This window comes from Streptomyces morookaense, assembly GCF_013030945.1.
In the GTDB taxonomy this organism is placed as follows: domain Bacteria; phylum Actinomycetota; class Actinomycetes; order Streptomycetales; family Streptomycetaceae; genus Streptomyces; species Streptomyces morookaensis.
The window spans coordinates 1-16,169 of the sequence record NZ_JABBXF010000131.1 but is presented as its reverse complement, the minus strand read 5'-3'; the positions used below and the strand labels follow the sequence as shown (position 1 = coordinate 16,169).

Below are 16,169 nucleotides of genomic sequence, written 5' to 3'. Positions count from 1 at the left end.
CGCCGGATCAGCGGTGCCGCCTTCTCCAGGTCGGCCGCCGAGGCGGTACGCACCTCCAGGTCGCCGGTCTCCGAGGTGACCGATACCGCGCATATTGCACGAGAATCCCTCCTCCAGCTCGACCGCGCCCGGATCGATCTCGAGGTAGACCCAGGATCCCTCCTGCCTCGGGCGGAAGATGACGGAGGCGAGTTCACCATCCGCCGGAAAGCGATGTCTGGGTGAGAGCCGTGACCTCCATCTCAGCCCGACGGGTGGGTACCTTGTCCAACTCGTCGGGCACCGCACGTAGGTGCGGGCGCCTCGATCGGACCTGGCTCGTCTGCGGTCCTCACCGGACTGCGGCGCCGTGATCTACGGTAAGTGGCGATCTGTCCTCCGAGTGTCACTACCCTTGTCTACAACGCGTCAAGGGCAGGCGACACGAGAGGAGTGGTATCGAGCGTGGAGGGGATGGCACGTGGCGGGTCGATAGAGGTCCTCAAGTACCTGCACATGAAGCTCGATGACCACTTTCGGATGCTTCACAAACGTCGCCAGGCACTGCAGCCGGCAGCTCCTGTCTTCGCGCTGGAGCATGACCTCAGCGGCGATGACCTTGAGTTGCTCCTGGCTGCGGTGCGCGGGGCTGTGGCACATGGACTCGATGCTCGGTACCGCACCTGGTGGCTACCTTTCGTCGTGTTTGCCGCGGAGATCGGCTACGACTATGTCGGGGACGAGTACTGGCCCCTCCTGGCACAGAGGGCGCCGGGGTGGGAGAGCGGCCCGCAGTGGAACGTCCCCCGCAACCGGAATCGCATCAAGCAGTGGTTCAAGCAGTTCGCGCACGACTATGGCGGCGCGGAGCCGCGTGGCGGCTTCGCCGCTAACTTCAACATCATTGCCTGGCCCATCACACACGCTGTGATGCCAGCGGACCTCCAGCGGCAAATGGCCCAGCTTCTGTTCGAGTCGCGCGGGGTACTGAGCGCGGAACTACTGGCAGATCCCAATGCGTTGGGCGCATGTCTGGCGTCGCGCACGGGCGGATACAGTGAGCGATTCCGGATCTTCTGCGCCAACCAGAGCCTTCTGGGCCAGGTCGCGGTTGCGCTGCTCTCGGGTGACGACGAAGAGACCCCCTACCTGGTGCGATCAACGCTCGTTCGCCTGGTCGCCGGTCTGAGCAACGAACAATCGTCGCGCAGTTGGTTGGCCCGCGCCAGGCAGTCAGCAGACGTGATCCGCTCCAGCGGATTCCTTTCGAAGGCAACTGGTGACACGCCCGCGCAGAGAAATAGGCGCGTTCCGGCTGTCACCAACCCAAAGCTGCTCCTACGGCATCAGGGCGGCGGTTGGCATCCGTATCTGGAACTGCCTGATCTCACGCCGTTGCAGGCTCGGCACCAGCAGGTCGATCAAGAGCTTCGGAGTCTGCGCGCAAGGGTGGAAGGCCATCCTCGCCCGCTCGCCCGCGGACGACTGCTGTACCCCGACAAAGTGCCGCTGTCCGCCTGGCCTCGACCTGACGTTCCTGCCATCGAATTGGAGCGCGGCTCAACGGCCGTAAACAACCTGATCGCCGAGCACTGCTCCATCGATCCGGGTCCGTGGTGGGTGTTCAGGAAGCGATCGGGCGGGGTGGCTATAGAGGTCAAGGGCAAGTTCGTTCGGCCCGGCAACGAGTACTGCCTGGTCGGGCGGCTTGACAGCAAACCGCCTTCGCTGTCCTGGATAGTGCAGACGATGGCCCCAGCCGAAGGCGTGCACGCCTTCGACCTCACGGTGCCGCAGATCATCAGCGCAGCGGAAGTTGATCAGCTCGCAGCAATAGGGTTGGCAGTGGTCTCCGATGTCTCGATTCGGCCTGTCGGGTTGGTGCCAGGATCTTGGGACGGAGAAGGTGCCATCGAGTGGCTGGCCGGGGAGCCGGCGATGCTGGCCGTGTCGTGTGCTCGTGCCTCGGAGAAGTGCGTTGTGACCGTAGACCGTGGTCTCCCCATTGTGCTGGAGTTCCCGGAGGACCAATCAGAGCTGATCTTTGCTCTTGAGGACCTCGCCGTGGGCACGCATGATGTGAACGTTTCGCTACTTTCCTCAGAGGCGGGGCGCCCTCTCATTAGCGGATCGCTAGCGATCACGATCCGTGACCTGCACACCAACCGTGAAGGTGCGACGGAAGGTACGGCGATCCGGCTGTTCACTACCCCAGCGCGCCCAAAGATGACCGAGCTCTGGGACGGCCGGGCCAGTCTCTCGATCGACGGTCCGCTACAGACAAAGGCTGAACTGGCGATCATCTTGCGTGATGGCGAGGGACGGGAACTGGCAAAGCTGCATCGCAGCGTCTCAGTGCCCTTCGGTGGTAGCGCATGGGAGAGGCTGACGGATCAGGAACTGCGCAAGAAGAGACTGTTCAGCGCGTACGAAGAGGCCGAATCATGTGAAGTGTCGGTATTCCAGAACGGCATGGGCTTCGCGTCCATGGTCTGCGAACGGGGCTTCGACCCGCTCCGCTGGGTGCTCGCCAAGCAGCACAGTGGGCACCATGAGGCGCGGCTGATCGATCGCACAGGCAGCGGCGACACTCACGTGCACCTGTTTTCGGTGGAAGCTCCGCTGGTCGGCGAGCAGTACGATTCCCGTCAACCAATTGCCGTACCGGCGGCTGGAGGACTGCTGCGGGCGACCGCCGGCAAGATGAGGGCAGCGATCATCCTGCCGCCCGAGCCAAACCGTCTGCGGCAGCGTCACCCGGCTGTCCCGCGGTGCTGGGACGATCAACTCATGGAGGTCCAGCGGCTCATCGAAGGTCACCGTTGGTGGCTCGATGCCGATCTGCCTGCCGACCCGTTCGCTCATCATCAGCAGGAGCAAGTCCTCGAGGCACTCACCACGGCCCTTGTGTCCCTGGTTGCCGGACATCGGTGGGCAAAACTGGAACGCAAGCGCGATCCGGTCGGCGCACACCGGCAGCTCGAACTGCTCGATGAGATGAGCAAGCTCGTGGGGGCGGCCCCCAAACAACGTGCCGTTGCCCGGCAGATCGCAGGTCATCTCTGGCAGTGGTTGGATTCACCGGCCGCGTTGAGCGAGGGATTTGCTGATGCGATTAAGGCCCTCGTGCCGTCCAGCGGCATGGGCGACCACCATGCTGCAGCAGAGTTCCTGCTGGCGCTCGCGAGCCGGCCAGGCTCTGTCGCAAGCTGGGCGGATGCCGAACGAGACCGACTTCTGCGATGCGTGCTGCTTTCCCCTGTCCTCATACGGGCGGCTAGGTTCGCCGTTCTCGGGACTGAGGCCCTCCGGGACGCATCGAACCAGCCGGCTTTCGGGGTCGGCCGATGAACATAACTGCGCTCAGCGGCCGTGAGGCCGCCAGACGTACCGTCCACACCCTGGGCTTGGACGCGACCGCGACCGATCTGATCTCGCCTGAAGCGATCTGTTCGTCACTTCGCCGCGCAGCTTCCTTCCTTTGTCCGGCGACGCAGCGTGAACTCGTCGACGCGGTGATAGAGACACTCAGCCCTCTCGACGAGTCGTCCTTGATTACTCGCAGCCAGCTAGCCGCACAGTTGGATCTGCTGGTGGCAATCGGGGACCTCATCGAACTCCCAAGCCAGAGGAATGGTGGAGGAAGAAAGCTCTATCTTGCTCCACCCTCGTATGTGACGAAGGCGTCCGGGCGGTACCTGTTGCTCGGTGTTCGCCCCAACGGCGTCCCGCTCCTGGATGAATCTGTCGGCGCAGACGTGTGCCACGATGGCCATGCTCGGTCCATCGAACTGGATACCGAGACGGGACCAGCCCAACTGCAGGCCGCGGGCCTGCACGAGATCAACCTTGAGGACTGGCGCCGACAACCGAACACGGATCGCGCTGCGACCATCGTCGCCGCGATGCGTCAACGTTTGGACGGGGCAGCACAGTCCGGCCCTGTCAGCGACCTAAGGATCCTTGACCCCGAGGCAACGGTTCTCTATTACCGGGGCCGCTGGCGACCCCCCGCCGACGGCGAGTCTGGAGACTACATCGCCCGTCGTCCGCAGGCGTATGGCGCCGATTTGTGGTGTCTTGTTCGCGTTGAGAGCGGCACGCCTCGCGCGCTCATCGATCTGCCAACTGACGATCCTGCCGTCCCGGCGTGCGACGAGGCGTGGCGCCTTCAGGCAGCCATCGACGCTCTACGGGGAAGACCGCAGCTCGTGCGTATCCGGGCCGCCGGAGGAGCCCCGGGGAGCCGGACTCTGGATCTGTTCGGCCCCGTGCCCGGGTGGGCACAGCGTTACCTGGAACTCTTGGGACACCCTGTCCCGCGGGCCAGGGACGCATTGATCTCCTATCGCGTACCACTCTGGGCGATCGGCGAACTAACGGAGTTCTTCATGGACATGCTGTGGATGCATGTCAAGGACGAGGGAGGAGTGGCGTGACCGCGGAAGCGCCTACGATCGCAGAGACTGTCGCCAGTATTCAGGCGGCCCTTCGGGACTACATCGAGGCGACGTATCACGTGGGACACCCCACCGTGATCGAGCAGCGTCGCGAGCTGCTCAAGCGGGAGGGCGTGCTTTTCCGCGCGCCGTTCATCGAGAGTACCCCCCGCTACCAGACTGGCCGAGGCTTCGGTGATCTCGAACTCGATGCAGAGACCAGGGCGCTCCTTGTTAGCCTGAGTACACACTTCGGTGGTCACCAGCCACTCCTGTATGACCCGCCATACACGCACCAAGCGGAGGCCCTGGAGTGGACGATTCGCGACGGCCTCAGCCTTGCGGTCACGACCGGTACGGGTTCTGGAAAGACGGAAACGTTCCTCGAACCGATGCTGGCGAAGCTCGCGGCGGAGGCTGCACACAAGCCTGAGTCGTTCGCAGCACCTTCAGTAAGAGCCCTGATTCTCTACCCGATGAATGCGCTGGTGAACGACCAACTGGGACGCCTTCGCCTGCTGCTCGGCGATCCGCGCGTCACCGCACAGTTCACCGCATGGGCTGGACGGCCAGCACGTTTCGCCCGCTACACCAGTCGCACTCTTTATCCCGGTGTACGACAGGTCGAGAAGGACCAGGAGCGGCTGCGTTCGATTGAGGACTTCTACATCGACCTGATCGACCGGGCGTCCAAACCCGCGGCGCAAGGACATGGCGAGGCGTCCGCCCTCATTGAGAAGCTGCAGTCGCGCGGAAAGTGGCCGGCCAAACCGGACCTGAAGGCCTGGTATGGAGAACACGGCTCCCGCTGGAAGAACAGGGACGGCGAGTTCATTCGTGCAGTCCTCCGGCCCGATGACCCCGAACTTCTCACGCGACATGAAGTGCTGGACACGCCGCCAGACGTGCTAATCACGAACTACTCGATGCTTGAGTACATGCTCATGCGCCCGCTTGAGCGGCCGGTCTTCGACGCGACCCGAGCATGGTTGGAGAACAACCCGGATGAGAGGTTCCTCCTCGTCGTCGACGAGGCCCACCTCTACCGCGGAGCGGGTGGCGCCGAGGTGGCGCTCCTTTTGCGTCGCCTCCGCGCAAGGCTTGGGATCACGCCCGATCGGCTGCAGGTGATCTGCACGAGCGCGAGCTTTGCCAGCGCGGAGTACGCGCGCCAGTTCGCCGCGCAGTTGAGTGGCAAGTCTGCAGCCGAGTTCAAGACCGTGGAAGGGCGGCTGGCCCTGCGGGAACCCGCCACCACGGGCAACGTCCAGGACGCACACGTCCTCGCTGCCGTACCCATGCAGGCGTTCTACGACGCAGAGACAGACGCGGACCGCATCGCCGCAGTCCGTGGATTGCTGGACTATCGGGGGGTTACTGAGGAGGTGCCTGGGGCCACGGCCGGCCAACTGCTCTACGAAGCCCTCAATGATTTCGCCCCGATGAATCTGCTCGTAAACGAGACGATGGAACGGGCGCATCCGGTCGATGAACTGGGCGCCCGTATCTTTCCGATGGCGGAGAAGGATCTTGCCGACAAGGCAGCCTCTATGCTGGTAGCGCTCGGAAGCGCCGCTCGCCGGTCAACGGATGGCGCCGGACTGCTGCCATGCCGCGTGCATGCGTTCTTCCGGGGGCTGGCGGGACTGTGGGCCTGTCTCGATCCCGGCTGTTCAGAAGCTGACCGGGAGGTGTACCCGGAACCCGGGCCGGTGGGCAAGCTCTACGCCCAGCCGCAGGCAACCTGCGGATGCGGAGCCCGCGTTTTCGAGCTGTACACGTGCCGGCACTGTGGCTCCGCTTATGCGCGAGCCTATACGGACGATGTACTTGAACCATCCCATCTCTGGCACGAGCCGGGTGGGGCGTTCCAGTCTGCGACTGGCTCCATCCCCCAGCTCCAAGCGCTCGACCTACTGCTGGAGGCCCCGTCGAGTGACGAAACCAAGGTGGAGCCCGCAGACCTTGACCTTATCACCGGGCGGCTCAATCCACCGGGGGAACTCGGCGAGCGCACGCGCAGCGTGTTCATTCCTCGTCTCCGCGGGGGAGAGTCCATCGGAAGTGACGACGATGGCGAAGAGGGTGAGGCGAACGGCGAGTTCAAGCCCTGCGGTGTGTGTGGGCGACTCGCTGGCTTCGGCCGATCATCGGTGCAGGATCACCAGACGAAGGGCGATCAGCCTTTCCAGGCATTGGTGACTCGTCAGGTCGAGGTCCAGCCTCCTGGTGCGAAACCGTCCAGCGATTTCGCACCGTTGCGCGGTCGCAAGGTGCTCGCCTTCTCTGACTCTCGACAGGTCGCCGCGCGGCTTGCGCCCAACCTGCAGACATATTCGCTGCGTGACGTCATGCGGCCCGTGATCCTGCGCGGATGGCGGGAACTCGCTAATCACCAAGTTCTGGGGCCGATGCTCAGTCTGGATAAGCTGTATGTGGCTGTCATGGTCGGATCGCATGTGCTGTCAGTGCGACTGCGGCCGGAACTGCGTCCTACGGAGTCACTTCATGTGATGGGCACGGTCGCACGGGCCATCGACAAGGGTGCGCTGACAGGCAACCTCAATGAAATGGGTGCGCTCCTCACCACCGCCCCGCCGCCGCAGTCGCTGTTGCGGGCAATGTATGCAACGCTCACGGACAAGTACTACGGGCTAGCATCGCTTGGCTTGGCCTCTATCCGTGAGCGGGCGAACCTCGCCGACGAGTTGCTCGCGAAGTTGCCGGACATCGGTGGTGTCGCAGAGGGCGCCGAGGCCAAGCTCGCTCTTGTCCGGTTGTGGCTGACTGCGTGGAGCACCCCGGGGATCTGGTTCCCGTCGATGACCGACGGGGACTGGTGGAGGCAGAAGGGTGGCGTCCAGCCACACGCGGGAAGGTTTGAGTCCGTCGACCGATCCCTCGGATCGAAAGCCGCAAGGCAGAAGTTCAGGGATGGGTGGCTGCAGACGCTGCTTGCAACCTTCTGCGAATCGGTAGGTAGTGGTGCGTACCGGATTTCTGCCTCGAATTTGGCCTTGGAGCTCGGTGGGCAGTGGGGCTACTGCGAGCGGTGTCGCTTCACACAGCGGCCACTTCCCGGTAGCCACAAGTGCACCAGTTGCGGCGCTGATCGAGTCCGCACCCTCGACCCCGATACTGACCCGGTCTTCCAGGCCCGGAAAGGCTACTACCGGGCCAGCGCGGTCCGGGCTCTCAACAACCCACCTGAGCTGCCGATGAGCATCATCGCCGCCGAGCACACAGCGCAGCTTAACGCCGCACAGTCTGACGCCGTATTCTCCAAGGCTGAGGAGCACGAGTTGCTCTTCCAGGACGTTGATCTTGGCCTGTCCCGGGAGGGAGAGCAGTCGCGCGCCGCCATTGATGTGCTGTCATGCACGACCACCATGGAAGTTGGCATCGACATCGGCAGCCTGACTGGTGTAGCCCTGCGCAACATGCCGCCCTCTCGTGCCAACTACCAGCAACGAGCGGGCCGGGCCGGCCGCCGGGGCAACGCGGTCGCCACCGTGCTCGCCTTCGGCAGCGCTGACACTCACGACGACCACTACTTCCGCCAGCCAGATCTGATGATCCGCGGAAAGGTCGATGATCCGGTGCTGACGATGGACAACGAAGAAATCGTACGGCGCCATGTCATCGCGTACCTGCTGCAGCGCTACCACCAGGATCGGCTGCCGGCAATCCAGCCCGAGGACCAGCCCCAGCTCTTCGAAGTTCTTGGGAAGGTCACCGAATTCACAGGGACAACATCTCCGCTGAACCGAACAGACCTCGAAGAGTGGCTGAAGGGCAAGGAGAACACGCTACGCGAAGAGGTCGCAGCGTGGCTTCCCGATGAGCTGAGCCCCGATGCCCGTACAGCAGTCCTTCAAGACATTGTGACGAGGACGCTCTTCGAGATCGACAGGGCCCTTGAGCTTGACCTCGACGGGGCGCCAACGGAGGCCAACGCGGGGGTATCCCCACTGGCGACCACTGGAGTGGAGGGGGAACCCTCAGATGAGGAAGGCGCGGAGGAGCCGAGCGCACGACGGAGTCAGAAGAACCTGCTTGACCGTCTCCTGTACAAGGGAGTCCTGCCGCGGTACGCGTTCCCGACCGATGTGGTCGCCTTCCACGTCTTCGATGTCAACCGGTCTACGCGGTTCAACACCGAGTTCCAATATGCGGCCAGCCAGGGGCTCACGGTGGCACTCAGCCAGTACGCACCGGGCAAAGTAGTGTGGATCGACAACAAGGAATGGACCTCTGGAGCTATCTACTCACCAGTCCAGAAAGAGCGTTTTCAAGCATGGCAGGAACGGCTGCTGTACTTCGAATGCCAGGTCTGCCACTACGCCAAGCACTTCCCCCTCGATGAGGCAGAACGCGGAGAGGAGCGAGACTGCCTGGCCTGCGGTGCCGAGGGTAAGTTCGGCAAAGCCAAGACCTGGATGCGACCGCCTGGGTTTGCGCACCCAGCGGAACAGGATCCGGGAACCAGTCCCGATGACGCCCCCGCGCGCAGTTACGCGACGCGCGCCAAGCTCATGGCACCAGGGCCGACGGAGGAGACTGCCTGGACGCGTGTCACCGACCGCCTGGCACAGACATACCGCCGAGAGACTCTGCTTGTCACAAACACCGGCCCCCGCAACGAGGGATACACCTACTGCACCCGTTGTGGGCTCATCGAGCCGACCGCTATGACCACGGGAAGACTGCTCGCTACCCACAAGAAGCCTTACCCAGACGAAAAGGCGCCAGAATGTCCCGGCACCGGTTCGACCCGGGGCATGGTGCTGGGCACCGACTTCATTTCGGACGTGCTCCTGGTTCGTTTCAAGGTGGACTCGCCGATCACTCTGGGGCCAGCGAATCTCTCGACGCACATCGCACTGCGTTCAGTCGCTGAGGCGCTCACAATCGCGGCGACCCGAAGGCTGGGTATTGAGGCCACGGAACTGCAGGCGGAGTACCGGCCGGCGCTGACTGCCCTGGGCAAGGAAGGCCTGGAAGCCGAGATCTACGTCTACGACACGCTTGCTGGCGGAGCCGGCTTCACCCGAAGGGTCAACGACTACGGCGTGGAGATCCTCGAACAGACGCTGGAACTCCTTGAGGACTGCCCGGAGAACTGCGACCAGTCCTGCTACCGGTGTCTGCGTAGCTTCCGGAATCGCTTCGAGCACGGCCTTCTCGACCGCCATGTTGGTGCCAGCCTGCTGCGGTACCTGATCCACGGGACGGAACCGACCCTGAACGAGGAACGACTCGAACGATCGGCCGACACCCTCTACGAGGACCTCAGCAGTCGAGGGAGCAACGCCAACTTCACGCGTGGCGCCAAGGTCGAAATCGAGGGTGTCGGAGCAGTCACCGCGCCCATTCTGGCGCGGCGTGGCGACCAGCAGTGGATCTTCGGGGTGCATGATCCGCTGAGCCCTGGCGTGGCACCCACCGACGAACTGCGTCTGGCGAAGGAACTGGGCAGCGTGCCGGTGCATCTGATCGACGACATGGTGATCTCACGCAATCTCCCATTCGCCAGCGGCCAGGTGTTCCAGGCACTGACCTAAGCGAGAGCCGACAACGGCCCGCCGCCTCGCCTTAATCCGAGGGCGGCGGGCCTGCTGCGGCTGCAGCGGGATCCGCGCCGAAACGGCAATCAGAATGACGGTGCTGGACTGCCGTCAGGAATAGCCAGGAGGGGGTATATGCCAACAGGTGGTATCGAAGACGCGATGGGTGAAGATGACCTCGCGGAAGGCCAGGTGCCCATCACCGCACTACAGGAACACTTTAGTGTGTCGTTCACGCGGATGATCGCCTATGCGGCCGGATGCTCCATCAAGCCTCACGAGACTGACTACGAAGGCGTCGACATCACGATCGTCTCGTCGGCGGAGTACCGCGGCTACTACGGTCCCCAATTCGAGCTTCAGTTGAAGTGCACTTACCAAGAAAGCCTGCTTAAAGATGATAGCATGACTTGGCGGATGAAAGCGAAGCCATTTCGAAAACTGACGCGCAGCAAGCGATATATTCCGGCATATCTCGGCGTGCTCCTGATACCCCGTGAACCGGAGCCATGGCTGAGTGTCGAAGAATGGGGACTGTTCACGCGTAGCCGCATGTTCTGGGAGTCGGCCGAAAACCTTAGATACGACGGACCGATCAAGGACTACCACACAGTCCATCTGCCGCGTCGGAATCTTTTCACGGGTGATCAGCTTCGGGGCATCATGAAGTCCATTGGCGACGCAGAGGAGGGGCTGAGGTGAGCCGGACGGCATTTGACACGTACCGGGAGGTCGCATCTGCGTTGACTCCCGCCGCAGTATCTCAGTTCCTCGCGTCCCGAGATTGGGAATTGGAACAGCGCCAGTCAAGAGTCCGCGAAGTCTGGCGCTATCGCTCGGATGGTCCACTACTGGCAGCGCCGCGGGTCATGATCCCCTTGGCCACGGACTTTGCTGACTTCACGCCGCGGTTCATCGATGCACTGGAATCGTTGGGACACATCCATGACTGGGATGCAGGCCAACTTCTCGAACATGTCCTGGCCACGCGCGCCGATCTGTTCTTCGTTCGCCTCGACCAGCACATGACCGACGGCACGATCCCCTTCAGGCAGGCGGAAAGGACACTGCAGGGGATCCATAAGATAATGAAAGCCTCGGCTACGACAACCGCGGACCCCAATCACTCGCACAAGGGGCGCAGGCCGCAAGCGGTGGGAGAATTCCTGGAGGGAGCTGTAAGGCTCGGCCACACTAAGCCGGGCAGCTTTGTCTTCACCGTGGTGACGCGCCTGGGCGACGCCGCCGACTCCCAGCCGGCGAATGACCCCGAGGAGCCGACCACCACCTTCCCGCGGCGGGTAATGGAGACCCTGGCCAGAGGGCTGGAGGCCACGAGGCTGCTGGCGCAAGCTGGAGGAAATCAGTCCCCCATCTCTCCGGGTAGTTCGGGTCTCAGCGTGAGCCTACTTGAGTCGCTCGAAGACTTGTCGGCGCCGGAACATCTCAATTCACTGGATTTTTCTTTTGAGTGGGCTGCCGCAGAGCGAAGGCCGGACGTAGGGCTGGCAACGATTGTGTTCAATCGGGACTTGATTGTCGAATTCCCGCATATCCGAGAGCAGCTCATCCGGAGGGATGAGCCTGTCCGCCGAGAAACGCTGGTCGGACTCGTTAAGTCACTTGCGCGCGACGACTCCACGCCCAGCGGCGACGAGGCGGCGATCGTCACCGTCGCGGCGGAAGTGAATGGCAGGGCCCTGCGGGTTCAGGTTCCGCTTGCAGGGGACGATCATGGCTGGGCCATAATGTCGTACAGGCGTCAACTCCCCTTCACCGTCACCGGGGACTTGTCTTACGAGCGCCGTGCTTGGCGCCTGACGGGCGACATCGTGGTCGATTCGAGATTCCTGCGTCACATCTCAGGGTCTTCAACTCCGGACCTGGGAGAAGACTAGGGCTGGCGTGCGCTTTGTCCGAACGGTTCCCGATCGATGCCTTCAATGCACCGGTGCTCGCCGGCCGCTGGTTGCCGCACTCTTGGAGGTCCGGGTGTGTGGCAGCCAGCGACGAGGGCGATGTGCAAGCGGCTGCGTAGGTGCAGGCTAGTCGGCGAGAGGGAGCATTCCCTCGCCGACGGGCAGTTCTACGTTTTGGGGGGGCAGCGGCACGCGGGCACCGTGCTTAACCGGGCGGACCAGCCGGTGGGCGCGCATGGACTCAAGGACTTCCTTGCGTCGTGCGCGCGGCCGACACCAGCGCCCGAACCACCATTCGGCGATCTTGGCGTCAGCCTCGGGTAGTTCTGGGTCCAGCAGGTACTGCGGCTCTTCGTCGACGCCGAGTGAGTAGTCACGGAGGTTCTCGACCAGCGGAACACCGTAGAGGATGCGTTCCCGGCCGTGCCGGAGGAGTTCGTTGGCCGGCCATCCGAGTGCCGCCAGCCCCAGTCGGACCTTGCGCAGGCGAGGACTGACGCCTTCGCCGAAGAGGCTGTTCACGCGGACGAGCGAGCCGCGCAGCGCTGGCAGCCGGGTTAGTGCGTTAACGGTCTCCTCAGAGAAGTGGGAAGTTCCGAACGAGCGGGAACGTCCGAGTTCGTGGAAGCCCATCCGGGCAGTGCGGCTTCCTCCCATGACTTCGGCGGGCCAGAACAGCCGGTTGTACTGGCTTGACCCGGTGCCGTACAGAGAGGTGGTTCCGACAAAGGAGAGGCGGGCCTCGCGCATGATCGGACGGCCAGCCATCGCAGATGCGATCTCACTCGGTCGCGCGTACTTCTCGCGGTACGCTGCGAGCACAGGAGGGGAGACAGCCAAAGCTCCTACGAGCTTTCCCGCGGCCAGGGCATTGTAAGGTGCCACGGCGCCACAGACCGTGAGGTCGGCGATGACAGTGCCGACTCGCTCTCCTCGCGCGCGACGGACCACACGACGCATTTGGGTACGGGCCTTGGGATCGGTGAAGGCCTTGGCGAGCCCCTCAGCTGTGGGCGGAGACAGGTAGGCTCCGAGCAAGGTTCCGATTTCCAGAGCATCAGCGAGTGCTGCCGAACGCTTGCTGCGAAACAGGTCGGTCTTGGCGCGCTCCACCCACGCGTCGCGCCCGATGCTGCGGACCTCACGGATCGTGCTGGTCTGGTGATGCCTCTTGTGGTGTCGGTCGGCATCTTTTCGCAGTGCGGCAATCGCCTCCGGGGTGGGCGTCACCAGGTCAGTGGGTTGGAGGATGTCGTCACGCAGGAGGTCATCGACGTAGATCTCGCTCCGTTGAGCCTCGATCCGCTGGGCTAGCCATGAAGCGGCATCGTCGGTGGGCGCAGCGCGCAGATGTTCAAGGAACTGATCGGTTTCCCAGCCCATCCAGTGATCGCGTTGGGCGATCTGGACGACCGGACTGGAGATCGCTGCCAGTCCAATCACGGTGTGGAACTCGGTGGCGGCATCCCGGATCAAGATTGGCATCGAGCGGCCGGGGACGGTGGCGTAGGCGTTGGACCAGGTATGGCGGAAGTAGCGCCAGATGTCGTGGAGTTTGAATCCGGTCCTTTCGCATGTCGAGGAATCGACGATCTGGACATAGGGTTTGATGGCGTCCGCGGCCGTGGCCGCGCGCTGAAGGGCGTCTGCCAACTCACGGCCATCTCGCATCAGGTTGAAGACGGAGACCAGTCGGCCGCCGTGCTCGTGCGTGCGCTCCATTCGCTCAACGAATCGTCGAACGCTACTCCTGCAGAGTTGTTCATCTCGACGGAGGAGCTCCTGGCGTCGGATCCGGGCCTTCTCTGTCTCGCGGTCGCCGTGCGCGGATGGGGGGGCGAAGACCGCTGTGGACTTGTCCACCTTGACCGTCCAGCCCTGGTCCACGAGGTCGAGGACGCAGTGGGCGGCCGCCGCGAGCATAGGCTGTTCATAGAGTTTGGTGATCTTGGCGGCTTTGATCCAATGCTCATGGTCACCCACGCCCTTGCCGTCGGCCGCGGCGGGCTCCAGCAGGGCGCAGAGGCGGGCGAAGCCTTGGCGTTCCTGTCGAGAGGCGTCGGTCGGCAGGCTGAGGGGAAGGAACGCGGCCTTTTCTTTCATGACTTCTGGAGCATCCGTCCGTAGGTCCTGCTCCAAAGTTGCAGGAGCGTATCGCAGTTCTGGCCATCGCGGCCCAGGAGCGTTGTGGTGCGAGCAAGGGACAAGAGGAAGAGTTCGAGGGCGACGCGCAGTTCTCCTGCCGCCTCGTCGCTCAGTGTCTGCAGCGGGTGGTAGAGCGCGGCAAAGGCAGGATGATCAACGTTCAGCGTCACGTCGAGCGTGCGCCGCTTCAGGGCCGAGGTGAACATGGTCCCGACTGGGAGTTGCTGTGATCCGATCCGGTAGGACAAACCGCCTGAACCCCTCCCTGCCCTCCGGATCACGGGCAGGTCGAGATCAGCGGCCTCGGCAATCCGGCACGACGTCTCCGTCGCCGCTCGAAACTTGACCTCCTCAAAGGCCTGACGTGCTCGAGAGTTCAACAGCCGAGCAATCGACTCCAACTCTGGCCCGAGTGCTTCTTGCAGCATCTGGGAGGGCCGCACGCCCTGCTTGTTGATGGTGATGCCGAAGTGCTCATCGAGCACAGGGTCGAACTCGATCTCACAGCGCCACCAGTCGTCATAGTTCTCCTTTCGCTTCGCGCCCATCAGGTGCCAGCCGCTTGCGATCTCGCGACCGGCGCGAAGAATGGAGACCCCGGCGCCGCCCACGATGCCGACGCGTCGCTTGGTCACGTTGTCGAGCTGATGCCAGTGGTGAACCGGAAGCATGGCGAACCGAACTGTGACGAAGGCGGTCTCGCCCGATGACGAGGCGAGTTCGTAGCGCAGCGGCTCGAAGGCCAGACGTGCGCTATGCCCCTCAACGTTGGCTGTGAGGAGCAGGGGGTCGATCGGATCGACTCGCTTCCCGTTGATGGTCAAGGTGAGATCGCCGTTGCTCAGGAACCGTCGGTACATGCGTCCGAGGTCGCGGCGCAGGGCGCGTTCGAGCCAAGCGAGGCGCCGATACTCGATGCGGTCACAGCTTTGCCAGACCACCAGGCAGCCCGACCCCGTGGTGCCACCAGTCCGGCGGCGGGCGCGAAGGTCAACCGGAGCTCCTGCGACGATCGCATCAACGTCCAGGAAGACCTGGTTTGCCGCCTTGCCGTTCTGCCAAGAGGTTACCTCGACCCGCCGAGCTTGACTAAGGGATGCGGCCGGCAGGCCCATTCCGAACCGACCGAACGACTGCCGCTCGTCGAAGCGCGATGAACCGCCGAATCGGAGGCACGCCTCGATCTCTGAGCGCGACATGCCTTCCCCGTTGTCCTCGACCCGGATCTCCGGGAGGCCGCCTGCCACGGGGCGCGCGATTGTGACCGCGACCTCCGTGGCGGCCGCCTGGAGGGAGTTGTCGACGAGTTCAGCCAGGGCTGTCGAGAGGCTGACGTAGCCCGACTCTCGGACTGCGCGGATGAAGTTGTAGGAGACCAGAAGGTCGTCCTTGCGGTGGTTCTGCTGGGCCATGCCTCTCCCGATGACGTGCTCGTGTCCCTGCGTCGAGAGTAGCTGCATCGATGCCGCCTGGGAAGTTGATCGTTTCGTTGCGGCAAGGTCATTTAGGCCGGGCCGCGATCGTGACCGTGATTCGCTTCGTCTTGGCGGGTTCGGTGAGGTCCAGGCCTGATCCATCGTTCATGACGAGGCGCACGGTAGGGCGGACGGCCCCGACAGCCAACCGATAGGGCTCTGCGGCCTCGAGCAAGACAACACGACCGGTCCGCTGGAGATCAAACGAGATGATGTGGCTGGCGGTGTTGATGCTGATGATCCGCTCGACGATGTCCGTCGCAGTCACCACCTCACCTGCGAGTGCCTCGGGAGATGGCGAGAGAGACTTCAACGAGTTGATGCCGAGCACCTGGAGCGCGGCGATCTTCTGCCCCTTGATGCGGTCCAAAAGGGGCGTGATCTCGGCTGCGGATTGGATGGTGGCCATGTGAGCATCATGACTGAAGGCGAAGGGGGTGTGCGCCATCCCCTCTGGCAAAATGGGGCAACGCGGGCATAGTGCATGTCGGCGGTGAGGAGATCGAGGAGCCGCACATGTTGCCACGCTGTGCGAAGGACGACGCTTCGTCGGCGTCGAACTCTCCTTAGACTGCGCCGAGGCCGCTGAACAGCGACTCCGCGCGGAGCTGACGAAGGACGACTTCGTCCTCGCCGGGCCGGAGG

General features: G+C 63.4%; 9 protein-coding genes and 1 pseudogene. 7 read left to right on the top strand and 3 right to left on the bottom strand.

Annotation, left to right across the window (positions count from 1 at the left end; genetic code table 11):
* The 6 genes from HG542_RS34600 to HG542_RS32930 all read left to right on the top strand — a co-directional run.
* On the top strand, positions 1–225 hold a 225-nt coding region (locus HG542_RS34600; RefSeq protein WP_218039102.1), incomplete at its 5' end, for a hypothetical protein.
* A 270-nt stretch (positions 226–495) separates the two neighbouring features.
* Positions 496–3,330, top strand: a complete 2,835-nt coding sequence (locus HG542_RS32950; protein WP_171088014.1) for a hypothetical protein — start codon at positions 496–498, stop codon at positions 3,328–3,330.
* Positions 3,331–3,386: 56 nt separating this feature from the next.
* Positions 3,387–4,418, top strand: a complete 1,032-nt coding sequence (druD, locus tag HG542_RS32945) for a Druantia-type antiviral defence protein DruD (protein WP_171088012.1) — start codon at positions 3,387–3,389, stop codon at positions 4,416–4,418.
* Positions 4,415–9,982, top strand: coding sequence for a DEAD/DEAH box helicase (locus HG542_RS32940; RefSeq protein ID WP_171088010.1), 5,568 nt, complete (start codon positions 4,415–4,417; stop codon positions 9,980–9,982). The genes druD and HG542_RS32940 overlap by 4 nt, the downstream gene beginning before the upstream one ends.
* A gap of 138 nt (positions 9,983–10,120) precedes the next feature.
* On the top strand, positions 10,121–10,687 hold the full coding sequence (locus HG542_RS32935; RefSeq protein ID WP_171088008.1) for a DUF4365 domain-containing protein: 567 nt from the start codon (positions 10,121–10,123) through the stop codon (positions 10,685–10,687).
* Complete coding sequence (locus tag HG542_RS32930) at positions 10,684–11,883, top strand: hypothetical protein (RefSeq protein ID WP_171088006.1); 1,200 nt, start codon at positions 10,684–10,686, stop codon at positions 11,881–11,883. The genes HG542_RS32935 and HG542_RS32930 overlap by 4 nt, the downstream gene beginning before the upstream one ends.
* Before the next feature lie 147 nt (positions 11,884–12,030).
* On the opposite strand, the gene HG542_RS32925 is transcribed toward HG542_RS32930, so the two are convergent.
* The 3 genes from HG542_RS32925 to HG542_RS32915 all read right to left on the bottom strand — a co-directional run bounded on the left by HG542_RS32925 (position 12,031) and on the right by HG542_RS32915 (position 15,933).
* Positions 12,031–14,007: a Druantia anti-phage system protein DruA gene (locus HG542_RS32925; protein WP_171088004.1), complete on the bottom strand. Its 1,977-nt coding sequence runs from the start codon at positions 14,005–14,007 to the stop codon at positions 12,031–12,033.
* Positions 14,004–15,461, bottom strand: a complete 1,458-nt coding sequence (locus tag HG542_RS32920) for an ATP-binding protein (RefSeq protein WP_171088002.1) — start codon at positions 15,459–15,461, stop codon at positions 14,004–14,006. The genes HG542_RS32925 and HG542_RS32920 overlap by 4 nt, the downstream gene beginning before the upstream one ends.
* 88 nt (positions 15,462–15,549) lie before the next feature.
* Positions 15,550–15,933, bottom strand: a complete 384-nt coding sequence (locus HG542_RS32915) for a hypothetical protein (protein WP_171088000.1) — start codon at positions 15,931–15,933, stop codon at positions 15,550–15,552.
* Positions 15,934–16,030: 97 nt separating this feature from the next.
* On the opposite strand from HG542_RS32915, the pseudogene HG542_RS35585 reads away from it, so the two are divergent.
* A pseudogene (locus HG542_RS35585) lies at positions 16,031–16,169 on the top strand (site-specific DNA-methyltransferase); the annotation flags it as partial.